We start from the raw sequence: 25,240 nt of genomic DNA on the forward strand, positions 1-25,240 counted from the left end.
CTATTTATTATCTTTTCTTTATTTCCTCCAGCAATAGCGTGTTTACCATTTGCGGGTTTGCTTGCCCTTTGGAAGCTTTCATAATTTGCCCGACGAGGAAGCCGATGGCCCTTTCTGTTCCTTCCTTGTAGTCCTGAACAGATTTCGGGTTAGCATCTAATGCATTACTCACCATGGCACGTAAAGTGCTTTCATCCGATATTTGGACAAGTCCTTTGTCTTTGACGATTTTTTCTGCGTCGCCTCCGTTTTCAATGAGTTCCTTGAAAACTTTTTTGGCGATTTTGGATGATATCGTTCCTTTTTCAAGAAGCTTGATCATTCCAGCAAGGCCTTGAGGGGTCAATGCGGTATCAATCAGCTCCTTGCCTTCAGCGTTTAAGTAGGCAGAAACCTCCCCCATCAACCAGTTAGAGGCAAGCTTCGCGTCTGCCCCAGCATCCACTGTTCCTTCAAAGAAATCGGACATTTCCTTTGTAATGGTAAGTACTTGTGCATCGTATGCTGGCAGTCCAAGCTCATCGATGTAGCGTTTTTTCCGTTCATCAGGTAAAACAGGAATTTCACCGCGAACTCGTTGTTTCCATTCATCATCAATGTGAAGAGCTACTAGATCTGGCTCTGGGAAGTAACGATAGTCGTCAGATCCTTCTTTTACACGCATTAAAATCGTCTTTTTCGTTGCTTCGTCATAGCGGCGAGTTTCCTGTTGGATAGTCCCGCCTGCTTGAAGCACTTCCTCTTGACGCACTACTTCATGCTCTAAGCCCTTTTGCACAAAGTTAAAGGAGTTGAGATTTTTCAGCTCTGTTTTAGTTCCAAATTCTTTTTGGCCAACTGGACGTAAAGAGATATTGGCATCACAACGCAAGGAGCCTTCTTCCATTTTACAATCAGACACACCTATATATTGAATGATGGATTTTAGCTTTTCGAGATATGCATAAGCCTCTTCTGGACTATGAATTTCTGGCTCTGATACAATTTCCACTAATGGTGTTCCTTGGCGGTTATAGTCCACAAGGGAATAGCCATCACCAGTATGCATGAGCTTACCTGCATCTTCTTCTAAATGAAGCCTTGTAATACCAATTCTTTTTGTTTTCCCGTTCACTTCGATATCAATCCAGCCATTTTCGCCGATAGGCTTATCATATTGGGAAATTTGATATGCTTTCGGGTTATCTGGATAAAAGTAATTTTTCCGGTCAAATTTTGTGTCTGTGGCTACCTCACAGTTAAGGGCCATCGCTGCCTTCATCGCATACTCCACTGCTTGCTTGTTCAAAACAGGAAGTACACCAGGGTAACCCAATTCCACGACACTTGTGTTGGAGTTCGGCTTTGCTCCAAATTCGTTCGGACTAGCGGAAAATATTTTTGATTTCGTTTTTAATTCAACATGTACTTCAAGTCCAATTATCGTTTCATATTTCATTGTCTCACCCCTTACAATTGCGGTTTTTGTTTATGATGAATGGTACTTTGCTCGTATGCATGAGCAACGCGGTAAATAGTACTTTCATCAAAGTGTTTACCGATAATTTGCAATCCTACTGGTAGTCCATCGACAAATCCTGCAGGTACGGATATTCCAGGCACTCCTGCGAGGTTTACCGGAATGGTTAAAATATCATTGGCATACATCGTTAATGGATCTTTGGTATTTTCACCAATTTTAAAAGCAGGTGTTGGCGTAGTTGGTCCAATTATCACATCATACTTTTCAAAAACATCTTCAAAATCTTGCTTAATTAAGGTTCGAACCTTTTGCGCTTTTACATAGTACGCATCATAGTGGCCTGCGCTTAGTGCATATGTACCGAGCATGATTCTGCGTTTTACTTCAGGTCCAAATCCTTCACTTCTTGTATGCTTGTACATCTCGAGAAGGTTTTTAGCATTATCGGTTCTATGCCCATAACGCACCCCATCAAAACGGGCAAGGTTAGCGGATGCTTCAGAAGAAGACAATAAATAATAAGTGGCAAGCGCGTATTTAGAATGTGGTAAGGACACTTCTTCCCACGTTGCCCCTAATCCTTCCAACACTTTGAGGGCATCCAGCACTGATTGACGGACTTCCTCGCTCACACCTTGTCCTAAGTATTCTTTTGGCACTGCTATTTTCAAGCCATTTATATCTCCAGTCAGACTAGATAAGAAATCAGGGACATCTTCATTAGCAGACGTGGAATCCAGTGGGTCCAGTCCAGAAATAGCTTGTAATAGATACGCATTATCTTCAACCGTTCTTGTTATCGGTCCAATTTGATCGAGCGAGGATGCAAAGGCAACAAGACCATAGCGAGAAACTCGCCCATATGTTGGCTTAAGGCCTACCACTCCACAATAAGCAGCGGGTTGACGAATAGAACCTCCCGTATCAGAACCAAGGGAGAAAAATACTTCGCCGGCTGCAACCGCTGCGGCAGATCCCCCACTAGATCCCCCTGGAACATATTCTAAATTCCATGGATTACGAGTAGCAGCAAATGCAGAGTTTTCATTGGAAGAACCCATCGCAAACTCATCCATATTTATTTTTCCGATTGTAACGGTTTCAGCTTGTTTTAGTTTTTCCACAACCGTTGCGTCGTAAATCGGGTCAAAGTCGCCAAGGATTTTACTGGCACATGTAGTACGTAGACCTTTAGTGACGATGTTATCCTTAATTCCAATCGGTAATCCATATAAAAGACCGTGTTCTTTTTCAAGCCCTAACGCTTTGTCCAACGCTTTTGCATGGGTACGGGCATTTTCTTCATCCAACGTTAGGAAAGCCTGTACTTTTTCATCTACTTCATTAATACGTTTATAGGATGTATCTACAAGGTCCGATACGGTTATTTCTTTTTTATGTAAAAGGCTATGTAATTCAGATAGCTTTTTATCAAACAATGACATGGGTTTCCCTCCTTATTACTCTATAATGGATGGTACGCGGATTTGTCCGTCCTTATGGTCAGGAGCATTTTTCAATACTTCCTCCACAGGTAACCCATTATTCGCTAGATCCTCTCTCATGACATTTTTCATGTGAAGAACATGAGAGGTTGGTAATACGTCCTCCGTATCCAATTCATTCAGCTGTTCTGCAAAAGAAATAATAGCATCTAATTGGCTTGTAAACATTTTTATTTCATCTTCATCGATTGCCAATCTCGCCAAGTTGGCAACATGTTTTACTTGATCTTCAGAAATACGAGACATCCTCTTCACCTCCGTAATTTATTGAAACCTGGACAATATATCTATCATACTAGATTTTCGTCACCTCAAGCAATAGAGAGCCCTGGATGGATTAAGGATAAACAGCCGTTAAAAAACTTTCATACTTTTTGTCTTCCCCTCTGACAATTTGAAGATACTTTTTTTGAAGCATGCTCGTAATCGGACCGCTATTTCCGTTTCCTATTTGTCTTTTGTCAATAGCACTAACCGGTAACACCTCGACAGCGGTGCCAGTCATAAACACTTCCTCAGCAAAATAAATCTCAGATTTAGGTATACTTCTGACTTTTACATTGTGGCCATTCACCTGCTTTGCAATCTGCATAATAGTGTTTCTTGTGATTCCTTCCAAAATACTGTCTGAAAGTGGTGGTGTAATGATATCTCCTTGTTTCACAATAAATATATTGTTCGTGCTTGCTTCGCTTATATTTCCTTCCCTTGTTACAAAAATAGCTTCATCTTGCCCTTGTGCAACAGCTTGCGAATAGGCGAGTGCAGAATTCAAGTAGCCGGCTATGCTCTTCACAGTAGGCGGAATCGTACTATTATCAATTCGTAACCATGAAGAAATCATTGCATTCACTGTCGGCTTTTCTACATATCCAACCTCTTCTATAAATATGGTCAAGCCATACTCTGTTTTATAAAGGTTTGGACGTAACGACGGTAGGTTTATGAATGCTATAGGACGAATATAAATATCTCTTTTTACATTATTTTTCTTCATCAATTCTACTGTTATTTCACAAAGTTCCTTCACCGTATAAGGGATAGTAATAAAGAGTACTTTGCATGAATTAAGTAGCCGTTGAAAGTGATCTTCTAGCCGGAAAAGATAAAGGTTTTGGTCCTCTTGATTCCAATATCCGCGAATTCCTTCCAAAGCTCCAAGTCCATAATTGAATGTCTTATTCTTCACGCTGATGACGGCATCGGTAATGGGAATAAAACGACCATCGAAATATGCGTATTCCATTTTCAGCCCCCTGATTTTTTGGTTTATATAATATAAATATATTTTTTATTTAACGGATAAAATAACTTTATTCTATAAAAAAATCAGGTTGTAATACTTTATAGCAAAAAATTCAGAATAGTTTTACTTTAATTTCTTTTCAGTATGGGATTATGCCTATTATATCAAGGGGTATGGAAGTTTTCTGCTTATTGAAAAAGGTTTCACTCCCTTGAATTAAGGGAAATACTTTGTTAGCTTAAATACTCGTAACCGTTATGAAAGCATGTTTGGCGCCAAAACTGCTGAAAAATGACCCCATTGCTTACGGGAAATACAGGAGTTGAATGTTTTTGGAAACTGGAGTTTTTATTTCAATAGGATTATATTTTATAGCCATGTTGGCTATCGGTTTTTATGCATATAAAAAATCTACTGACGATATATCTGGTTATATGCTTGGAGGACGAAAATTAGGTCCAGGTGTCACAGCCCTCTCTGCAGGAGCATCCGATATGAGCGGATGGATGATGATGGGCTTACCTGGTGCCATGTACGTTTCAGGTGTTTCGAGTGTTTGGATTGCAGTCGGATTAACGATAGGTGCTTATTTAAACTACATTATCTTAGCACCAAGATTAAGGGTCTATACCGAGACAGCGAACGATTCCATTACGATACCAGACTTTTTTGAAAACCGATTCTTTGATGAATCACGAATATTAAGATTTGTGTCTGCGATAGTAATTATCATCTTTTTTACTTTATATACTTCCGCTGGGATGGTTTCTGGTGGAACACTTTTCGATAGTGCTTTTGGTGTCGACTATACATTAGGTCTATTTCTAGTGGCCGGTGTCACCATTGCCTACACATTATTTGGAGGATTCCTAGGTGCTAGCTTAACAGACTTTGTACAAGGAACTATTATGCTCCTTGCTCTCGTCATTGTCCCACTTGTAGCACTAACAGACCTTGGTGGACCAGCAGTCGTTCTAAATGAAGTAAGAGCTCTTGATCCATCCTATCTAGATTTATTCAAGGGAACGACCGTACTTGGTATTATCTCACTTCTCGCATGGGGACTTGGCTATTTCGGACAGCCGCATATCATTGTCCGCTTTATGGCAATCAGATCCATTCGTGACCTTAAAACAGCTCGCCGCATCGGTATCAGTTGGATGGCTGTAACGATTATTGGTGCAATGTCTACAGGTTTTGTAGGAATCGCTTATGTCAGCTTAACGGATTTGAGTCTAGTAGATCCAGAGACGGTCTTTATCGTCTTTTCCCAGTTACTGTTTAACCCACTTGTGGCCGGCTTCTTACTTGCTGCCATTTTAGCGGCCATCATGAGTACCGTATCTTCACAGCTGCTTGTAACATCCAGTGCGTTGACAGAAGACTTTTACAAAACCTTTTTACGCCGTCAAGCTTCTGATAAAGAGCTTGTAACGGTAGGGCGCATTTGTGTCTTACTCGTTTCGATTGTAGCTATTTTGCTATCTCTTACTCCAAGTGATACGATTTTGAATCTTGTTGGTAATGCTTGGGCAGGATTTGGTTCTGCATTCGGTCCAGTCATCGTACTAAGCTTATATTGGAAACGTATGAATCAGTGGGGAGCGTTAGCTGGAATGCTTGTTGGAACTCTCACTGTTCTAATATGGATTTATGGACCGTTCACTATTGGTGGAGAGCGTCTAACAGATGTTTTATATGAAATGATACCTGGATTCTTCTTAAGTACTCTTGCAATCATTATCGTTAGTCTCCTTACTAATACTTCTGATAAAAAAGTTCAAGATGGCTTTTCTGAAATGGAAGAAGTATTGGCTAACGAACAAAATAAATAAACAAAAAAGGCCCAGCCACGTGCTTGGCCTTTTTTATTAGAATAGCTTTTTGAAAAGTTGATTTCGATTTTTTCTCTAGAAGCCTTGTGCTGCAAGATGTTAAGAATTTCTTAATCAAACGTTTGTTTGAAAAAACCTATTGTAGAATAGAGGTTTGTGTCGATTCTTGTTGATATTAGTCGCGTTTGTGAATTATACCACTACACCTTTTTTAAAAGTTAATTTCTCAAAAAAACTTATCAACCTTATAGCAATAAGGATTAGCCATTACTATTAATCGGACGTTCGTTTGAAAATTACTATCTTAAAAAATCATAGATCTGTTACTAATTCACGTGCTGCAGTTTGGAATATTGGATTTCACTTCACCTTTCGAAGCATCCGTAAAACCATTCGTGTTCTTTTGGAAAACTTTGATGGTGTTCTGCAAACCTTTCAAGGTGTTTCACGAACCTTTGATTGTCTTTCGCAAACCTTTGAAGGTATCACTCGTACCTTTGATGCTAACTCGCTAACCTTTCGAGGTCCACGCGTGATCTCCATCACATGGGCTCACTATGTTCTCGAAAATAGCCCTATTAAAAAAAGCCCTCACTTCAAAAGTGACGGCTTTTTCATTTTATTTACTATCTACTAATAATAGGACTTCCGGTTTATTTGCGTTATTTACGACAAATATACTATATACTGTGTTTTTATCAAATTTCTTCCGAGGTAAGTCTAGAATTTTTTTCCCATCCGTTGTGGTGATCTCCAAAGCATATTTGCCAGGCTTAAGTTGCTGATATACGGTAATATCTTTGAATGCTACTCCTGTAAATAGTTTGTTCTCTTTTTTGATACGTACATCGACTTTTGGTGCATCTGGTGAAAGATGTCCCAATCGGACTAGTGTTTTTCCTTTTGGCGCTTTTGTCGTATCTTCCACAGCAATTAATTCTAAGGAGTTCAGCTTATTAACAGCAGCTAACGTGTAAAATTTCCCGCCATCGAGCGATAGCTCTCTTGAAATAATTGCCTTGTCCTTAGTACCCGCCGGAAAAATCTCCAATTTATGTGCACCAGATGCAATTGGGAGGTATTTCGTTGCATCTTTAAATTTAGCCCCACTTACAACTGCTTTATTGTCTATATAAACATCGACAGCTTGTGCATCGGGTGAAGCATGCAAAATTCGAACTTTCGCTTCTTGTGGAGCAGCATAGGCATTATTCAGACAACTAAATAAAAATAGGAAAACCAAACTTACACTAACTAATTTTTTCATGTTTTTTCTCCTTAACTATGTAAAGTTTCTATTCATAGTTAGTATGAAAAAAAAGAAGTATTTTTATGTATATAAAAAGCTGACATTAGCACTTAGGCAAATGTCAGCTTTTTTACTATTATAAAGTTTCAGAAGTTGTTTTTGCTTGTAAGTGAAGTAGTAGGTAATCTGGTCCACCAGCTTTAGAGTCTGTACCAGACATGTTGAATCCACCAAATGGTTGGTATCCAACGATTGCACCTGTACAACCACGGTTGAAGTATAAGTTACCAACGTGGAAGTCTTCACGAGCTTGCTCAATTTTGTCGCGGTTATTAGTGATTACCGCTCCAGTTAAGCCGTACTCTGTGTTGTTAGCAATTTCAAGCGCATGATCGAAGTCTTTTGCTTTTGCAAATGCTACAACTGGTCCGAAGATTTCTTCTTTCATTAGGCGAGCTTCTGGATCTACGTCTGCAACGATAGTTGGCTGTACGAAGAATCCTTTGGAGTTGTCCCCTTCTCCACCTGCTGCAATGCGTCCTTCTTCTTTACCGATGCCTACGTATTTCATTACTTTGTCAAACGCAGCTTGGTCGATAACAGGACCCATGTAGTTGGATGGATCTGTTGGATCACCAACTGTTAGTTCTTTTGTTAACTCTACTGCACGGTTAAGAACTTGGTCATACACATCTTCCACAATTACTGCACGAGAGCATGCAGAACATTTCTGACCAGAGAATCCGAATGCAGATTTTACGATAGATTGAGCTGCTAATTCAAGATCTCCCTCGCTATCTACCACAATCGTATCTTTACCACCCATTTCAGCGATTACACGCTTTAACCAAATTTGGCCTGGGTTGACTTTGGAAGCACGCTCATAGATGCGAGTTCCTACATCACGAGAACCTGTGAAGGAAATAAAACGAGTACGTGGGTGGTCTACTAAGTAGTCCCCAACCTCAGCTCCGCTTCCTGGTACGAAGTTAAGTACTCCAGTAGGTAAGCCTGCTTCTTCCATTACTTCTACAAATTTAGCTGCAACTACAGGTGTAGTGGATGCAGGTTTTAATAGTACAGTGTTTCCAGATACAATCGCCGCAACAGTAGTTCCAGCCATTATTGCAAATGGGAAGTTCCATGGAGAGATGATAACACCTACACCAAGTGGGATATAGTTATAACGGTTATATTCGCCTGGACGGCTTTCCACAGGCATTCCGTCTTTTAGTTTTAACATTTGACGTGCATAGTACTCTAGAAAATCAATTGCTTCTGCAGTATCTGCATCTGCCTCATTCCAAGGCTTCCCTGCTTCTTTCGTTAAAAGTGCAGAGAATTCGTCCTTACGACGACGAATGATAGCTGCCGCACGGAACAAAATGTCTGCTCTTACTTCAGGCTTCACTTTGCGCCACGTTTTGAACGTTTCATCAGCAACTTGCATTGCTTTCTCCGCTAAGTCACGATCTGCCTTTGATACACGACCAATAACCTCTTCTTTATTTGCAGGGTTTACGGAAACGATTTTTGATTCAGTCGTAACACGCTCTCCACCGATAACTAAGTCGTAATCTTGTCCTAAATAAGAATTCACTAGCTTCAAGCCTTCAAGATAAGCTTGTTTATTTTCCTCGTTAGTGAAATCAGTAAATGGTTCATGTTTGTAAGGTAATACCATTACATTAGCCCTCCTTTGCATTCTACAAGCGCTTGCATACATTTCTCATTCTACCTTATCATTACTAGTCTTTCAAATATTGTTTATTTAATATAGAAAGAAAAATTGCTGGCTATAGACAGGATAGGACAAACACAAAATTGTGCTAATTATCCGACATTTAATCAAAGGTTATATGTATGCTTTAGAGCATATGATTTTGCCAAAGAAGTTCGAAAGCAGGTATATGTTTTGGACGAAAATAGTGATAAAGCTAGGCAAAATATCTAAAAATGTTGTGAAAATATCTAAAAACGTTGTGTATTTATCGATAAATGCTGTGAAAATATCGATAAGTCTCGGGAATATATCAATAAACACCCTGAACATTTCGATACCATCTAAATTTATGGTATTTTCCTTTCATTGGAGCACACCAAAAAGCCTACTATTCAAGAAAATAGTAAGCTTTTTACTCTAATAAATATGCACAAACGGTTTTTCAGCACCGGCATCTCGTACGACCAGGGCTTCCTGACCACTGATGGAAGAGATGGATACTTGTAGATTGATATAGTTAGGGAAATGCTCTAGCAATAGTCCTGTTACATATTGAGTGAAGCCGATAAGCTCCGCCTTACCGTTGAATTCCATATTCACTTCAATAGCTAGCTGTTGGAGCTCGCCGTCTTGATAGTACCCTTTTCCGACTACACCCGTATGGTTAGGGAAGTAGTCATCAATATCAAGCTTAAAGTTTTCGAAACGAACGGCATCCTCTCTATATAGCTCGGTTGTTTGACGATTTGGGAAAAGACGGTACTCTTCCTTCACTTCATCCCATCTTCCAATTGTGCCATCGCCTCCCCCAACAGTAGCTTGAGCAATAAAGTTTCCAGGCACGATGGAATTGGCAGGGCTTTGTTTGTATAGACCGATAATAACTGGAACATTGGCAAGGCCTTCCATGTTACGAATACGCTTCAAGACTTCCTCAGCAATTCTCTTACCTTCTTGCTCTATTTGTTCATCTGGAATAGTATACTCCCTTGGGAAACCACCTTCATTTGCTGTGAGATTATAATAATGGACAGAGTTAAGGGCGATACCTATCGCTATTCCGCCAAGTTCTACTTGATCTTCGCCGCGGCGGATCAGGTAATTTTGCTCTTGAATATGAGCAAGAATAATTGGGCTGTTTTCATTTGTTTCTTCAGTGTCTTCTCCTTCAACCAATGGCGGATTCAATCCTTGGCTGTCCTCATCACTTGGATCCACTCTATTTAGCCATGAACGGACAACATCTCGTTTGATGTATTGCCCTTCCTGATATAAATAGTTCTCAGAAGGGAATACATCTTGTGCCATTCGCATCAGGCCGGTTTCGAGTTCTTCCACATCCACCCTACTGCTTAAGCGCGGAGCGATTTGACCACGGGTTTCTCCTGGCTTATAGGGAAGAATGGTTTGATAATAATCATCTGATATTTTATATCTTGGGACAATGGCTTGTTCCATATTTTCTTGTTGCGCTGGATCTTGCACCACTTCTTCCTGTCTTTCAAATCCTGGCACACATCCAGTGGCAAAGAGGGAAACAACAAGGAGCAACGATAAAAACCTTTTCACTTCCAACACCTCTTATGATTGTATTTCCTTGAGCATTTGCGCCTCGTTCCATACTTCGATTCCTAGCTCTTGTGCTTTTGTAAGCTTGGAGCCTGCTTCTTCACCAGCAATGACTAGATGAGTATTCTTACTCACACTTCCGGTTACTTTTCCACCGAGTTGTTCAATGGCTACTTTAGCGTCATTTCGGGACATTTCTTCTAGTTTCCCAGTCAGGACAATTGTTTTTCCAGCAAAATAAGAGTCCACTTCGTCTGCGCTTATTGGCTTCGGCCCTTTGTAAGCCATATTGACACCAAGTTCTTTTAGCTCCAAAAGAAGCTCTTTTACTTCGGGCTGATCAAAGTAAGTTACAATGGAGTCGGCCATTTTATCACCGATTTCATGTATGGCCGTAAGTTCCTCTTTTGTAAGGTTTGCAAGGCGGTCCATATGATCAAACTCCTGCGACAATGTCTTCGCAGCTTTTGCTCCGACAAGACGGATTCCTAAACCGAAAAGTAGACGCTCTAAGGAGTTATTCTTTGTTTTTTCAATAGCTTGGATGAGGTTGTCCGCCGACTTTTCTCCCATCCGCTCAAGGTCCAGTAACTGTTCTTTTGTTAATTTATAAAGGTCTGCAACATCTTCAATCAGATTTTCCCGGAAAAGTTGTGCAATCACCTTTTCACCAAGCCCATCAATGTTCATAGCATTTCGTGACACAAAGTGAATGAGCCCTTCGCGAATTTGTGCTGGACATTTTGGGTTAATGCAGCGCAAAGCTACTTCTCCTTCAATACGAACCAGCTCGCTTTCACATTCAGGACAGTGAGTTGGCATCTCAAAGACACGCTCTTCCCCTGTTCTATTTTCCACTAATACGTTCACTACTTCAGGAATAATGTCTCCTGCTTTTTTGACAACAACGGTATCTCCGAGCATGATATCCTTTTCGCGGATTAAATCCTCATTATGTAAGGATGCACGCTGCACTGTTGTCCCTGCTACACGAACAGGTTCGAGAACAGCAGTTGGCGTTACTACACCAGTTCTGCCAATATTCAGTTCAATGTTTAAAAGCTTCGTGGTAACCTCTTCCGCAGGGAATTTGTAGGCTATTGCCCATCTTGGGCTTTTTGCGGTAAAGCCAAGCTGCTCCTGATGGTCGGTGTTATCCACCTTTATAACAATTCCGTCTATATCATACGATAATTCCGGTCGTTTTGTAGTCCAAGCTGTGACATATTCCAAAACTTCTTCAATAGAATGGCAAACTTTTCGTTCTATGTTTGTTTTAAATCCCATTTTATCGAGGAAATCAAGTGCTTCACTGTGAGAATCAAGGTCTGTATCACCAGCATTTGCTAGGCTATATACATATACCGCAAGATTTCGCTGAGCGGCAATTTTCGGATCAAGTTGACGTAAGGAACCTGCCGCTGCGTTACGTGGATTTGCAAATGGCTCTTCTTCCCGTTCCATTTTAGCTGCATTCAATCTCTCAAATGAATGCTTCGGCATGAATGCTTCTCCACGAACCTCAACTGTCACAGCTTCTTTTAAGCGTAATGGAATTGACTTAATCGTTTTTAGATTCATGGTTATGTCTTCGCCAGTAGTTCCATCCCCCCGTGTTGCACCAAGGACGAACAAACCATTTTCGTAGCGAAGGGAAACCGCTAAACCATCAATTTTCAATTCACATACATATTTTATATCATCGCCAACGGCTTGTCTCACCCTACGGTCAAAATCACGAAGATCTTGTTCGTTAAAAGCATTTCCAAGGCTAAGCATGGGGGTACGATGCTCCACCTTATTGAACATATCCAATATATTTCCGCCGACACGCTGTGTTGGGGAATCTTCGGATTGGAACTCCGGAAATTCCTTTTCAAGGTTCAACAGCTCCTGTAAAAGGGAATCATACTCTGCATCTGAAACGGATGGTTTATCAAGCACATGATATTCATAATTATATTGGTTTAAAACATTGTGCAATTCGCGAACCCGTTTTTCCGCTTGTTCTCTTTCCATGAACATTCGTCCTTTCTATCCTTGAACTTTCGTTACAGGTGCAAATTTTGCCAATAGCCGTTTAATACCGGTCGGACTTGGAAAAGCGATATCAAGTTCCTTACTGTCGCCTTCCCCTTTTACACTTACCACTGTTCCGATGCCCCATTTTTTATGTTCCGCTTTGTCACCGACCATCCAATCCAAACTTTCTCCGCCTGTGGACTTTAACGGACGTGTAGGTGTAGATGCTCGACGTGGGTTTGCAGGCGCAGCTGCAGCTCTTCCTCCACCAAACGGGGTGGACGTTTGCGTTCTGTTGCCAAATGGAGTTGGGCGGGATTCCGTAATAACTAGACTTTCTATGAGCTCTTCTGGTATTTCTTTTATAAATCGGGATGGGGGATTGATATTGGTTCGACCAAATAATGTCCGCAGCTGCGCATTTGTAAGGAAGAGTTCTTCTTCTGCACGGGTAATTCCTACATAGGCTAGGCGGCGCTCCTCTTCCATTTCCGCTTCTTCAAATAAGGAGCGGCTGTGCGGGAAGACACCCTCCTCCATACCAATTAAAAATACTACCGGAAACTCCAATCCTTTCGCCGCGTGAAGTGTCATTAAAATGACCCCTTCCTGCTGGGCGGCATCCTCTTCATCTAATTTGTCTATATCTGCCACAAGGGCTAGATCTGTTAAAAATGCCACAAGACTTTTGTCATCGTATTTTTCTTCAAAATTTTTCGTAACAGATAGGAATTCATCAATATTCTCTAGTCTGCTTTGTGATTCAATGGTTTTGTCCGCCTTCAGCATGTCACGGTAACCAGATTTTTCGAGTACTTCCTCCACAAGTTCAGTGACCGATATATATTCCTGCATTTGTACATAATTCTCAATTAAGGAACGGAACTCCTTCAACTGAGAAGTCGCTCGTCCACTGACACCAATGAGGTCCACTTCTGCAAGAGCCTGAAAAATAGATATGTCATGCTCTGTTGCATAATTTGCAATTTTATCAACAGTCGTCGCTCCAATTCCTCGCTTTGGAACATTAACAATACGCTGCAGACTAATATCATCGTCCGGATTAGCTATTAAGCGTAGATATGCCAGGATATCTTTAATTTCTTTACGGTCATAGAACTTTGTCCCGCCTACAATCGTGTAATTGATATTGGACATGAGGAGCATTTCCTCCATTACCCGCGATTGAGCGTTTGTCCGATAAAGAATGGCAAAATCACCTAGAGTTCGTTTAGGATTCTTTTGCATTAGTTCTCGCATTTTTCCAACAACAAATTGCCCTTCCGATTTCTCAGAATCGGCTTGATAGTGGACAATTTTTTGCCCTTCATCGTTTTGTGTCCATAGGTTCTTCTTTTTTCGGCTAATATTGTTATCAATCACACGGTTTGCCGCTTCAAGTATGCGTTTAGTGGAGCGATAGTTCTGCTCAAGTAATACAACCTCTGCTTTTGGATAATCTTTTTCAAAAGAAAGGATGTTGGCAATATCCGCCCCACGCCAGCGATAGATGGATTGATCGGAGTCCCCTACTACACATAGATTTTGCAAGCGATCTGCAAGTAAATTTACGAGCGTATACTGCGCACGGTTCGTATCCTGATATTCATCAACATGAATATACTGAAATTTACGTTGATAGTACTCAAGCACTTCAGGCACCCTTTTGAACAGATGGATGGTAGACATAATCAAATCATCAAAATCCAGAGCCTGATTTTTCTTCAGCCTTTTTTGATACTCTGTGTAGACCTCGCTCACTTGCTGTTCATAAGGTCCCAGTGGCTGCTTCGCATATTGCTCTGGGTTGAATAGCTCGTTTTTCGCTGAGCTAATCGTCCCTAAGATTGTTCTTGGTTCAAATTTTTTCGGGTCAATATTGCGGTCTTTTAAAATACTTTTTATAACCGAAAGCTGATCGGTACTGTCTAGTATCGTAAAATTGCGATTGAAACCAATGCGATCAATATCTCTTCTAAGAATCCTAACGCACATGGAGTGGAAAGTAGATATCCAAATATCTTCCGCAGCTGGGCCAAGTATAGTTTCCACACGATCTTTCATTTCACGTGCTGCCTTATTCGTAAAGGTAATCGCTAAGATATTCCAAGGCGCTATTTGTTTTTCCGCCATTAAATAAGCAATCCGGTGCGTTAACACCTTCGTTTTGCCACTTCCCGCTCCAGCCATGATCAATAATGGTCCATCCGTTTTCTTTACTGCTTCCTGTTGCATTGGGTTTAAGCCCTCAAGCAGCCTTTGACTTAAATATTGCATGATTTCACCGTCCTAACAAACATATGTTCTTATCTTCTATCATACTAAACTTTCGCTTAGTTGTCTTTTCTATTTTTAACAGCAGTCACTGTTTTAAGGGCCTCAGGTAAGTTATCATACACGACATTCCCCACGACAATGGTATCAGCATAAGCAGCCATTTCTTTGGCACGTTCAGCGGTTGTAATTCCACCACCGTAAAATAGCCGTGTCTTTTCGAGCGTTTGCTTCGTCGCTTGAACCATTTCTGGGTCGCCATACCTACCACTATATTCTAAGTAAAAGACCGGTAGATTAAACATTCTCTCTGCCAATCTTGCATATGCAATCACATCTTCTTTCGAGAGGTTCGTGTTCGCCTCTGTCAGTTTAGCCGCTTTGCAATCCTCGTTCAAGATGCAATAGCCTTCTGCCACAATTTCCTCCCAGTTCATAATATCTCCGAATTCTTTTAGGGCTTCTATATGCAGATCGACTACCCAGTCAGTCTTACGGCTGTTCAAGACACTTGGGATAAAATAAAAATCAAATCCAGGTGTGACAGATTCAATATTAGAAACTTCCAATGCACAAGGCAAGGAGTATCTGCGCACCCTGCTCATCAAGCTCAGCACATTATCTAATGTAACGCCGTCTGTCCCGCCAACAAGTATAGCATCTGTCCCAGACTCGCACACCAGCTCCAAATCTTCGTCCGAAATTTCCTTATTTGGATCCAATTTAAAAACGTGCTGCCACTCGCCTACTTCCATTAACACTGCAAACTTCCCCCATTCTATTTTACCATTCCTCTATTATAGCAAAATCGGCTAGAATACGAAAAAGAGAAAGGAAGAATGTTTGCTGGAAGTTAGGACCTTTTTTGGGATGAGGAGGTGCGGGATGAAGAGTAAGAGATTTTGGCTGGGGGCAGGGTTGCGGTGGAAACTAATCGTGCATGTGAGGCCGTGGGGGGAGAAAGTTGTGACACGAGTATTCAATAGGCTACACGTTGTGGCGGGTGAAGGTTGTTGGAATTTGTAGATTCGTCAATATCTTGTCGGGACCGTCGATATTCCATGCGTTTTCGTCGATATTATGGTGGGACTCCGTTTCTAAACTCCACTTTCCTCCTTTTTTTACCTGAAACAGCATGTGACCCCCATTTTTTGAAAAGGAACACGAAGCATTTATCCACCTGGACCTCCCCGACCAGTTTTAAGCCCTCATTCAATGGGTATTTAGTTCTATATATCATGGTTTTTCTCTAAAGTTGCATAAACAAGGTTTTCGAGAATATGCTTTGATGAGGAGGTGTCCAGAATGCCTGTATGGCTCTGGTTTCTAATTGGTTTTGCCATTTTGCTAGCTTTTGGTGCTATAGTTGATTATTTTGGAAAAAGAAAAAGAAGTGTTGATCCAAGTGCAGTGCATAAAGACGTCGACCAAATGAGGTCTAAGCATGAATCCAATTACCGATAAATATGAAGAAGGTGGGTCACAGAATATGTGTTACCCACCTTCTTTTTATATGCACTTTCGCAAAATTATAATTCCTTCGCCTTTTTCTCTTCTGCAACACGCTCTAGTGCCATTTCGTACGCATCATTTCCATAATTTAGGCAACGCTTTACGCGCGAGATGGTTGCTGTGCTTGCTCCTGTTTCTGTTTCGATTTTATGATAGGTAAACCCTTCGCGAAGCATTCTTGCTACTTCTAAGCGCTGTGCAAGCGATTGAATTTCATTGATGGTACAGAGGTCATCAAAAAATCGATAGCATTCTTCGATATCTTTTAGTGAGAGGACAGATTCAAAAAGTTGATCCAGTTCTTTTCCTCGTAATTTGTTGATTTGCATAGTGTATTCTCCTTTTTTTAGTAGGACTAGTAAGATACAATATTCAGATTAGGAACGACTTGAATCCAGGTTTTCCCTGGAGCTAATGGTACTTGCTGCCCGTTTGCAAAAGGAAGGATTTTACCTTCCGCCATTTTCCATTCCAGGTCGTAGCGTATCCCTTTTTGGATGAGCACCGCTTGACCGCCACTTTCAATATCTATAAATCTTCTTCCCTGTTTATCTAAAACAGTATGTTCTGTTTCCACGATTAAGATGTTAGCCGCAGATATCTCTTCCAATGTATCTAGGTCAGTCAGTTTTTCTCCTGCACTATACCTTACGTAATGATCATTTGTATGATTATATTTATATTCAACATGTGTCGTTTGTCTGGATGAGTATTCTATTTTCACATAGTCAGTAGTGGTGCCATTTAAGTCGTTTGTCTCCTCTTCTTTCAAAAATAAAAGTGGAGGGACGGTTGCTTCAAGTGAGTAGTTTAGCATGGTAGCACCTTTTTCTATATTCTCTGAGGTAATATAGGAATTATGTGGTGCTTTGCGGAAACTCGCTCGGTTGAAAAGAGTTCCATCGTAAGATAAGCCATTGATTCCGTCTACTTCGCCTGCTTCTATTTTTTCTTTGGCAGCAGGACTCCACCCATGAAAGACATAAAGGGCATTATATCCTTTTGTTAAATCGACAAAGTAGTCCCTTGCACTTCTAACTGGGCCGACTGTGTCTGGTAATTCGCTATGGAAAATGGCAAGAAATCTCGTGATGTCTCCTTCTGCAAGGATTTCATAAACAATATCTGCTTTGTGTAGCCCAGATTGAGGTCTTGCTTTTTCGTCATTGTTGACCATAACAGCAAATGGTCTAGTATCTTTTTTTATTTCTGTTATTTCCCCAGATAGTGGTGCACGTTCTACTTGTGCAACATTTTCGGTGACCTCATCTCGTTGGTCTCCTTGTGAGGGTTCATTCCGTGAATCGTCTGACTGACAACCTACTAGCATGATCGCCAGTGCGACCATAACTAACAATTTCTTATTACCCATCCTTTAACACACACAACCTTTAGTAAGTTTCATTTACTTTTATATTTTAACGCATTATTGACGGAAAGAGTACCGTTTTATTCATAACATCGTAGATTCCCCTTGGGGTTATTCTTATATAAGGTAGATGTGTGGATGATAAAAACAGTAAAGTATAGACTGGATCTCCAAATGGGTACCCTCTATCAAAAAGATGTTGCCGCAGCTCTGATTCTTGGTTCATCAGTTCTTCCATTTTACAATTTGACATTCCACCTGCAAGCGGTAATGGAATTTCACTGACGACTCCCCCATTCTCAACGAGCACCATGCCTCCTCCTATTTCTTTCATGCGTTGGAAGGCCTGTAGCATTGATTGCTTATCTTTGCCGATAAGTACGATGTCTCCTGTATTGGAATAAGAGCTTGCGAATCCTTCTACATGAGTTCCAAATCCTTTAAGGATGGTGTTGACCCTCCATCTTCCGGCCCTGTCCACTAACATTAAGAATGATTCATCATGGTCTGTCGATAATCGGTCCATCGCTACATCTACAGTAACAGTATATGGTTTGATAATAACTTCGTTGACCATTTCCATTCCAAGTGCCATAGAAAATTGAAGGTCATCTATCGATAGCTCCCATTCAAGCTTCAATGACCCAAGACCAAGTGCAGACCAATCCTGTTCAGAGAAAGCTTCTTCCTGAACCGCCCCATCCTTTGTCACCCATCTTCCTTTGGAGAGGACAGACACTGGTGTCGGTTTTTCCTTTGCTTCAAGGAAATTGATATTGGCAATTCTTCCAGGTGCTATGCTGCCATGATATTTTTCCATGTAGAAGTGGGTAGCAACATTTAAGGTTGCCATCCTGTATGCTTCTACAAGTGGTACCCCTTTATCAAGAGCTATTGCAATTGCACGGTCGATAACACCGTTCTCATAAAAACTTGGGGTGGAGCCATCTGTATTAAAAAAGGTTTGGTCATAGTAATATACGCCCGATGCCTCTAGTTCTTCTAGTATAAGAGGTAAGTCCGGCCTTATGGATGAATAGCGAAGAGAAGCATGATACCCTTGGGAAATGCGCTTTATCACATCTGCCCCATTCATCGCCTCATGGTCACTGCTAATTCCAAGCAGCTGCATTTTGGTCAGTGTTTTTTCCGATGCACCAGGAAAATGCCCTTCAACTGGTTTTTTTCTTGCATTTGCCTCTTGGACCCAATGGAGGATAAAATCATCACCGTCCAATAATTTCGGCCAGCTTGTCAATTCTCCCCCTTGCATTACAAGTGGATGGTTTAACCAACTTTTTAGATTCCTTGTAGAAAACACTTCTTCATCATTTCGGATTTCTGTTTGCCCATCAAATCGGCACCACCAATACATCGTAGCTACTGTCTCGTTCATTTTTTCAATAAAAGAAAACGCTTTCTTTTTTGTCATTTGCAAAGTAAGCATTAAATTATCATTAACGAATGTTGTTGTTCCCGTTTTCGATGCATATTGTGCAAAAGAAAGGGGATTATAAAGTTGAAATGGATGAACATGCGGCTCTATGTAGCCTGGCACCAGGTAGTATGATTGGCAATCAACTATCTCCGTACCTTTCGTATCGGAAGGAAATTGGTCTCCTACATAAATGATCCGGTCTTCGTAGATCCAAATGTTTGCCTTAAGCCATATTTTCATCTGTACGTTTAAGTAGGTAGCATTCGTAAGAACGATGGTCGGTGTAACAGAACCATCTATAACAGCAATCTGTTCCCGGATTTTTTTACTTTTCCATCTATATGATTGTTCATGCATGCTCTTCACCCATTCTTATCAGGTTATTTCAGGTTAATCGTAAATATTATCGTGATATAACCTCTTTTTACCATGTTACCATATCAAAGTTATCGATGCATTACAGAACTGATAATTATGTGAAAATTTTATTAATTTACATTAATGGAGGGTACACAATGAAAATACGACCTAATATTGGCCTTATCAACGCACTTATCCGAATAACAGCAGGCTTTGCCACACTTGCCTGGATAACGAGCAAAATGGTTAGGCGCCCCCATCGCGATTCCTATAAAGTGGTCGCATTGCTGGCAGGGATGAAAATTGCTGAAGGCCTGTTGCGTTATTGTCCACTTACAGCTGGGTTTGAGAGATTGCAGGATTACCGCAATGAACATAATGATGCAAACAATCATTACGATTTTAATTTTGATGATTTTGAAACAGACGGGGATGCTGAAGGTGAAGGTACGGAATCCTATAATCCTAGCTAAGAATGGCGCTAGATCATTAAAAAAACCTTTGGGAGAGTCCTTCCCAAAGGCTTTTCTACTATATTCAAAAAGGAGGCACTCAAATGTTAGAGTACCTAACAGATATGTCGTTTGTGTTAGTAACGATCATTGGTGGTATTATTGCAATTTTATTTGTGTATGTTAAGAAGAAACGCCGGACGCAATAGCTTTATTGGCTATGTCGGTACGATAGAAAAGGTTAGAGCACGTTATTTTGTCTAATTCTTTATAGACTTTATCCTGTGCTTCTTTTAGATTTTGGCTTTTGGCAGCAACGAGGAGCACACGTCCACCACTTGTAACAAGTTGATTATCCTGTTTCTCTGTACCTGCATGGAAAATAAGTGCTTTTTCTAGATTTTCCGTCCCTTTTATTACTGTTCCGTTTTCATATGCTTCCGGATACCCCTTTGAAGCCATAACGACACCAACAACAGAATCCTTAGACCACTTCAGATCTAAGTCTCTTTTTTGTAAAACTCCAAGTAACACTTCTCCTAAATCGGATTCTAAGCGTGGTAATACTACTTGTGTTTCTGGATCACCAAAGCGCGCGTTAAACTCAATTACCTTAGGACCTTTTTTCGTTAAAATTAAACCTGCATACAAAATTCCCGTAAATGGGCGGCCTTCACTTACGAGTGCACTTGCTGTTGGGAGCAGTATGGTGTCTAGCGCCTCTTCTACGATTCGATTAGGAATCTGCGGAACTGGTGAGTATGCACCCATTCCTCCTGTATTGGGACCCTTATCTCCATCAAAGGCTCGCTTATGATCTTGTGCGATTACCATCGGGTAGATCTTTTCCCCATTTACAAATACCATAAAGGAGAACTCTTCCCCTTCAAGGAATTCTTCCACGACCAATTTAGAGGACGCTTCTCCAAACTTTTGCTCCGCCATCATTTCATAAACAGCATCCAATGCTTCTTGCTCGGTCATTGCCACAACTACACCTTTTCCTGCTGCAAGCCCATCAGCCTTTAAAACAATCGGAGCACCTTTGCTTTCAATATACGTGCGGGCATCTTCATATTCTGTAAATGTCTCATAAGCAGCGGTAGGAATGCCGTATTTTTTCATAAGATCTTTTGCGAATCCTTTACTACCTTCAATGAGTGCTGCAGCTTTTGTTGGACCAAATACCGTCAAAGCCTCCGCTTGAAAAGCGTCTACAATACCATCAAGAAGTGGTACTTCTGGTCCAACCATTGTGAGCCCGATATCATTTTCTTTTGCAAAATCAATTAATGCTTTCGTATCGCTTTCCTGAATAGGTACGAGCTTTCCGACAGTTTCCATTCCAACATTTCCTGGAGCAATATAAACTTCCGTTACAGAAGGGCTATGTGCGAACTTCCAAGCGATGGCGTGTTCTCGGCCACCTTTTCCAACTACCAATACTTTCATGAAGGTTCCTCCTGTCTTTTGAACAAAGTGCAGTCCATCGTCGGTTGTAGATTATTTTTGTTACCGTGATTCGGACAAATTTAACTGGGATTTGGACAAACCGGTTGGTGTGTCGGACATTTATACTGGGATTTCGTTAGCGGTATAGGTTTCGGACATTTATCCCAGGAATTCAAATATATCTGCATGTATTTTGGTCATACCTTGGGGATTCGGGCTTATTTCCAAGTAATTCAGACATTCACCATGAATTTCGGACATATCGGCAACTTTTTCGGACATAGCTCCATGAATTTCGGACAAACTGACTTCATCTGTCTGTCTCTACCTCAAGACCGCCCCGCCCCATATCAATGTTTAAAATGTCTCATACCAGTAAACACCATTGTGATGCCATATTCATCTGCTTTTTTGATGGAATCCTCATCTTTAATAGAACCACCAGGCTGGATGATTGCTGTCACGCCAGCTTTTGCAGCAGCTTCCACCGTATCATTCATTGGGAAGAATGCGTCAGATCCAAGGGCAGAGCCTATTCCTTTATCGCCAGCTTGCTCAATCGCAATTTTTGCTGCACCGACACGATTCATTTGACCAGCGCCGACTCCTACTGTTTGACCGTCTTTTGCAAGAACAATTGCATTGGACTTCACATGCTTCACCACTTTCCAAGCAAGCTTCAAGTCTGCCCATTCTTTTTCGGTCGGTTCTCGTTTTGTTGGAATGGTTACTTCCGCTTGCTCTAGGCCAGCCTGGTCCTCATCCTGCACTAACAGACCGCCTCGAACAGAGACAATGCGTGATGTTTTTGCGTTTTCTCCTCCCATATCAACAACTAAGAGGCGAAGGTTTTTCTTTTGCTTTAAGACTGTTAATGCCTCTTCCGTAAAGGCAGGGGCAATGATGATTTCTAAAAATAATTCATGTAATAATTCAGCTGTTTCCTTGTCCACTTCTGTGTTAAAAGCGATGATTCCCCCAAAGATGGAGATGGGATCTGCTTCATACGCTCGGCGGTATGCCTCCACCACACTTGCCCCAGTTCCAACTCCACATGGGTTCATATGCTTTACTGCTACAGCAGCAGGATCTTTAAACTCTTTTACAATCTGAAGAGCTGTATCTGCATCATTGATATTGTTGTATGAAAGCTCTTTGCCGTGAAGCTGTTCAGCAGATGCGATGGAAAAATCAGATGTTACAGCTGTTTGGTAAAATGCCGCCTGCTGGTGTGGATTTTCTCCATAACGTAATCCTTGCTTTTTCTCAAACGTAACAGTAAATGACTCGGGGTGCTTTTCTTCCACCGCTTCAGTTAAGTAGTTTGAAATCATTGCGTCATATGCTGCAGTGTGGCGAAATACCTTTGCTGCTAAGCGACGACGAGTTGCGACTGCTACCTTTCCGCTTTCTTTTAGCTCAGAAACAACATCTTCATAATCGGCAGGATCCACTAGTACAGTTACATCTTTATGGTTTTTTGCTGCTGCACGAAGCATCGTTGGACCACCGATATCAATATTTTCAATGGCATCTTCAAAGGTTGAGTCAGCTTTAGAGATGGTTTCTTTAAATGGATAGAGGTTTACTACCACTAAGTCAATAGGTGTTATCCCATGTTCACTTAACTGAGCTTGGTGGCTTTCATTGTCACGCATCGCTAGTAACCCACCGTGAATCATTGGATGCAACGTCTTTACGCGACCGTCTAAAATTTCAGGAAAGGTTGTAACATCAGAAATTCCGATAACCTGCACTCCGCTCTCCTGTAAAACCTTTTTCGTTCCGCCAGTAGAAATGACTTCTACACCTAATTCAACCAATTGCTTTACAAATGGGACAATGCCCTCTTTATTAGAAACGCTTACTATTGCTCTCATTTTATGACTGCCTCTCCTTTGTTTGCAAAAATTTGTTGTAAGGTTTTCGGGTAAAATGTATGCTCTGTTTTGTGAATTTTCTTTTCTAGTGATTCTTTCGTTTCGTCAGGATCTACTGTTATTGCTTCCTGAGCAATAATCGGACCTGTATCCATGCCCTCGTCCACAAAATGAATCGTTACCCCTGTCAATTTCACTCCATAAGACAATGCCTGTCCCACTGCGTCAAGTCCTGGAAAAGCAGGTAATAAAGATGGATGTATGTTGACGATTCTCCCTTTATACGCATCCAGCAAAGTTGGACCTATTAATCTCATATAACCAGCGAGGATGATAAACTCTACCTCGTAACTCTTTAACTCACTCAGAATATGTTTTTCAAATTCTTGTTTACTTGAATAGCTTTTTGGTGCAAAGGTGAAATACGGTATATCTAAGGATGTAGCACGTTCCACTACAAATGCACCAGGCTTATCACATACGAGTAAAGCAGGAGTGGCATCAAGCAATTCATTCCGGCAAGCATCCACTAACGCCTGAAAGTTAGAGCCACTTCCTGAAGCAAAGATGGCTATTCTTGTTGTCATCTCATTTCTCCTCCACCAAAGGTGATCCCCTCACCCTCTTTTACACGTCCGATAAGATAAGCTTTCTCACCGTTACTCTCTAAAATTTTTACCACATCTTGCAAAATTTCTTCGTTGATTGCTAAGACCATTCCAATTCCCATGTTGAAAATATTGAACATTTCTTTGCGTTCTAGCTCTCCAAACTCTTGAAGTAAATCAAAGATTGGCGGCATTGGCCAAGTACCGTAATCTATTTCTGCTTGTAGTCCTTCTGGTAGCATGCGGGGGATATTTTCAATGAAACCTCCACCCGTCACGTGTGCCATTCCGTTTATCGTATGTTTTTTCAAAACCTCTAAGATAGGTTTTACATAAATTTTCGTTGGTGTAAGAAGTGCTTCACCAAGTGTACTTGCTAATCCAGGATATTTTTTATTTAAATCCAAATTGGCGACAATTTTTCGTACAAGGGAGTATCCATTGCTGTGAATTCCGCTTGAGCTAAGACCGATTAGGACATTTCCTGCTTGGATGTTAGCTCCTGTAATAAGGCGCTCTTTCTCCACTACCCCAACGGTAAACCCAGCTAGATCATATTCGCTTTCGTCATACATACCAGGCATTTCCGCTGTTTCGCCACCTATCAAAGCACAGCCTGCTTGTTCGCAACCTTCTGCAATTCCTTTTACTATGTTTTCGATTCGTTCTGGGACAGCTTTTCCGCACGCAATGTAATCGAGAAAATAAAGTGGTTCAGCTCCTTGAACAACCACATCGTTGACACACATCGCAACTGCATCCATCCCAATAGTGTGGTGCTTATCGAGTTGGAATGCTAGCATCAGCTTTGTTCCCACACCATCTGTTCCAGATACGAGAACTGGATTTTTCACATTTACTGCCGAAAGATCAAACAAGCCTCCGAAGCCACCAAGTCCACCCATTACTTCTGGTCTCATCGTTTTTGCCACATGTTTTTTCATACGGTCTACTGCCTCATACCCAGCTTCTATATCTACACCTGCTTGCTTGTATGCATTTGCCATATGTGTCCCTCCCAATAGAAAAGCGACGAATATATAAATCCCCGCCGCTTTTTTTGTTTGTGATTTTCTTTCTAGGTTTATTAATGATGTTGAATGACCGTTTGCTTATATTCGGGTCCTTTTCGATGGGCAGACCCGCCTTTTCGATATTTTCGTGCGGGTTTTTGATATTTTGGACACGTTTTTGGATATTTTCGTATCGCTTTTAGATATTTTATGGACCTTTTTCGATATATTCATCCGCTATTTCGATATTTTCAAAAATCCCGGCTTATTT

General features: G+C 41.1%; 21 protein-coding genes. 4 read left to right on the forward strand and 17 right to left on the reverse strand.

What is annotated here, in order from left to right:
• Positions 1-7: 7 nt before the first annotated feature.
• The 4 genes from gatB to LRP81_RS10520 form a co-directional block, all read right to left on the reverse strand.
• A complete protein-coding gene (gatB, locus tag LRP81_RS10505; protein WP_230501226.1) occupies positions 8-1,438 on the reverse strand; it encodes an Asp-tRNA(Asn)/Glu-tRNA(Gln) amidotransferase subunit GatB in 1,431 nt (476 codons plus the stop codon).
• A gap of 11 nt (positions 1,439-1,449) precedes the next feature.
• The gene (gene gatA / locus LRP81_RS10510) at positions 1,450-2,907 is read right to left on the reverse strand and encodes an Asp-tRNA(Asn)/Glu-tRNA(Gln) amidotransferase subunit GatA (protein WP_230501227.1); all 1,458 of its coding nucleotides are present in this window, start codon (positions 2,905-2,907) and stop codon (positions 1,450-1,452) included.
• A gap of 15 nt (positions 2,908-2,922) precedes the next feature.
• On the reverse strand, positions 2,923-3,213 hold the full coding sequence (gene gatC / locus LRP81_RS10515; RefSeq protein WP_230501228.1) for an Asp-tRNA(Asn)/Glu-tRNA(Gln) amidotransferase subunit GatC: 291 nt from the start codon (positions 3,211-3,213) through the stop codon (positions 2,923-2,925).
• A 91-nt stretch (positions 3,214-3,304) separates the two neighbouring features.
• Positions 3,305-4,213 (reverse strand): branched-chain amino acid transaminase, encoded by a 909-nt coding sequence (locus tag LRP81_RS10520; RefSeq protein ID WP_230501229.1) that lies wholly within the window; start codon positions 4,211-4,213, stop codon positions 3,305-3,307.
• Positions 4,214-4,545: 332 nt separating this feature from the next.
• On the opposite strand from LRP81_RS10520, the gene putP reads away from it, so the two are divergent.
• The gene (gene putP, locus LRP81_RS10525; RefSeq protein ID WP_263458236.1) at positions 4,546-6,048 is read left to right on the forward strand and encodes a sodium/proline symporter PutP; all 1,503 of its coding nucleotides are present in this window, start codon (positions 4,546-4,548) and stop codon (positions 6,046-6,048) included.
• 619 nt (positions 6,049-6,667) lie between these two features.
• On the opposite strand, the gene LRP81_RS10530 is transcribed toward putP, so the two are convergent.
• The 6 genes from LRP81_RS10530 to LRP81_RS10555 all read right to left on the reverse strand — a co-directional run bounded on the left by LRP81_RS10530 (position 6,668) and on the right by LRP81_RS10555 (position 15,640).
• Positions 6,668-7,315, reverse strand: a complete 648-nt coding sequence (locus tag LRP81_RS10530) for a DUF4397 domain-containing protein (protein WP_230501230.1) — start codon at positions 7,313-7,315, stop codon at positions 6,668-6,670.
• Positions 7,316-7,433: 118 nt separating this feature from the next.
• Complete coding sequence (gene pruA / locus LRP81_RS10535) at positions 7,434-8,981, reverse strand: L-glutamate gamma-semialdehyde dehydrogenase (protein WP_230501231.1); 1,548 nt, start codon at positions 8,979-8,981, stop codon at positions 7,434-7,436.
• 456 nt (positions 8,982-9,437) lie between these two features.
• The gene (locus LRP81_RS10540; protein WP_230501232.1) at positions 9,438-10,589 is read right to left on the reverse strand and encodes a CamS family sex pheromone protein; all 1,152 of its coding nucleotides are present in this window, start codon (positions 10,587-10,589) and stop codon (positions 9,438-9,440) included.
• A 12-nt stretch (positions 10,590-10,601) separates the two neighbouring features.
• On the reverse strand, positions 10,602-12,608 hold the full coding sequence (gene ligA / locus LRP81_RS10545) for an NAD-dependent DNA ligase LigA (protein WP_230501233.1): 2,007 nt from the start codon (positions 12,606-12,608) through the stop codon (positions 10,602-10,604).
• Between the two features lie 15 nt (positions 12,609-12,623).
• On the reverse strand, positions 12,624-14,888 hold the full coding sequence (gene pcrA, locus LRP81_RS10550) for a DNA helicase PcrA (protein WP_230501234.1): 2,265 nt from the start codon (positions 14,886-14,888) through the stop codon (positions 12,624-12,626).
• A 56-nt stretch (positions 14,889-14,944) separates the two neighbouring features.
• Complete coding sequence (locus LRP81_RS10555; RefSeq protein ID WP_230501271.1) at positions 14,945-15,640, reverse strand: heptaprenylglyceryl phosphate synthase; 696 nt, start codon at positions 15,638-15,640, stop codon at positions 14,945-14,947.
• Between the two features lie 550 nt (positions 15,641-16,190).
• On the opposite strand from LRP81_RS10555, the gene LRP81_RS10560 reads away from it, so the two are divergent.
• Positions 16,191-16,349 carry a hypothetical protein gene (locus LRP81_RS10560; RefSeq protein ID WP_230501235.1) on the forward strand — a complete coding sequence of 53 codons (159 nt, stop codon included), beginning with the start codon at positions 16,191-16,193 and terminating at the stop codon, positions 16,347-16,349.
• Positions 16,350-16,414: 65 nt separating this feature from the next.
• On the opposite strand, the gene LRP81_RS10565 is transcribed toward LRP81_RS10560, so the two are convergent.
• From LRP81_RS10565 to LRP81_RS10575, 3 genes are read right to left on the reverse strand one after another with little or no spacing between them, the layout of a single operon-like run.
• On the reverse strand, positions 16,415-16,726 hold the full coding sequence (locus LRP81_RS10565) for a YerC/YecD family TrpR-related protein (RefSeq protein WP_230501236.1): 312 nt from the start codon (positions 16,724-16,726) through the stop codon (positions 16,415-16,417).
• Positions 16,727-16,752: 26 nt separating this feature from the next.
• A complete protein-coding gene (locus LRP81_RS10570; protein ID WP_230501237.1) occupies positions 16,753-17,769 on the reverse strand; it encodes a DUF3048 domain-containing protein in 1,017 nt (338 codons plus the stop codon).
• 46 nt (positions 17,770-17,815) lie between these two features.
• Positions 17,816-19,561 (reverse strand): adenine deaminase C-terminal domain-containing protein, encoded by a 1,746-nt coding sequence (locus tag LRP81_RS10575; RefSeq protein ID WP_230501238.1) that lies wholly within the window; start codon positions 19,559-19,561, stop codon positions 17,816-17,818.
• A gap of 158 nt (positions 19,562-19,719) precedes the next feature.
• Between LRP81_RS10575 and LRP81_RS10580 the strand changes: the two genes are divergently transcribed.
• Together LRP81_RS10580 and LRP81_RS23450 are read left to right on the forward strand one after the other, a co-directional pair.
• Positions 19,720-20,037: a YgaP family membrane protein gene (locus tag LRP81_RS10580; protein WP_230501239.1), complete on the forward strand. Its 318-nt coding sequence runs from the start codon at positions 19,720-19,722 to the stop codon at positions 20,035-20,037.
• Between the two features lie 83 nt (positions 20,038-20,120).
• Positions 20,121-20,225 (forward strand): EYxxD motif small membrane protein, encoded by a 105-nt coding sequence (locus tag LRP81_RS23450; RefSeq protein WP_399207504.1) that lies wholly within the window; start codon positions 20,121-20,123, stop codon positions 20,223-20,225.
• Here LRP81_RS23450 and purD read toward each other — a convergent pair.
• From purD to purM, 4 genes are all read right to left on the reverse strand, one after another.
• Positions 20,200-21,468, reverse strand: a complete 1,269-nt coding sequence (gene purD / locus LRP81_RS10585) for a phosphoribosylamine--glycine ligase (protein ID WP_230501240.1) — start codon at positions 21,466-21,468, stop codon at positions 20,200-20,202. The genes LRP81_RS23450 and purD overlap by 26 nt on opposite strands.
• Positions 21,469-21,818: 350 nt before the next feature.
• Positions 21,819-23,348, reverse strand: a complete 1,530-nt coding sequence (purH, locus tag LRP81_RS10590) for a bifunctional phosphoribosylaminoimidazolecarboxamide formyltransferase/IMP cyclohydrolase (protein ID WP_230501241.1) — start codon at positions 23,346-23,348, stop codon at positions 21,819-21,821.
• Positions 23,345-23,935: a phosphoribosylglycinamide formyltransferase gene (purN, locus tag LRP81_RS10595; RefSeq protein WP_230501242.1), complete on the reverse strand. Its 591-nt coding sequence runs from the start codon at positions 23,933-23,935 to the stop codon at positions 23,345-23,347. Before purN ends, purH begins: the two co-directional genes overlap by 4 nt.
• Entirely contained in the window at positions 23,932-24,963 is a 1,032-nt protein-coding gene (gene purM / locus LRP81_RS10600; RefSeq protein WP_230501243.1) for a phosphoribosylformylglycinamidine cyclo-ligase, read from the reverse strand. The genes purN and purM overlap by 4 nt, the downstream gene beginning before the upstream one ends.
• Positions 24,964-25,240: the final 277 nt, after the last annotated feature.

It is taken from the genome of Sutcliffiella rhizosphaerae, from assembly GCF_917563925.1.
Taxonomy (GTDB): domain Bacteria; phylum Bacillota; class Bacilli; order Bacillales; family Bacillaceae_I; genus Sutcliffiella_A; species Sutcliffiella_A rhizosphaerae.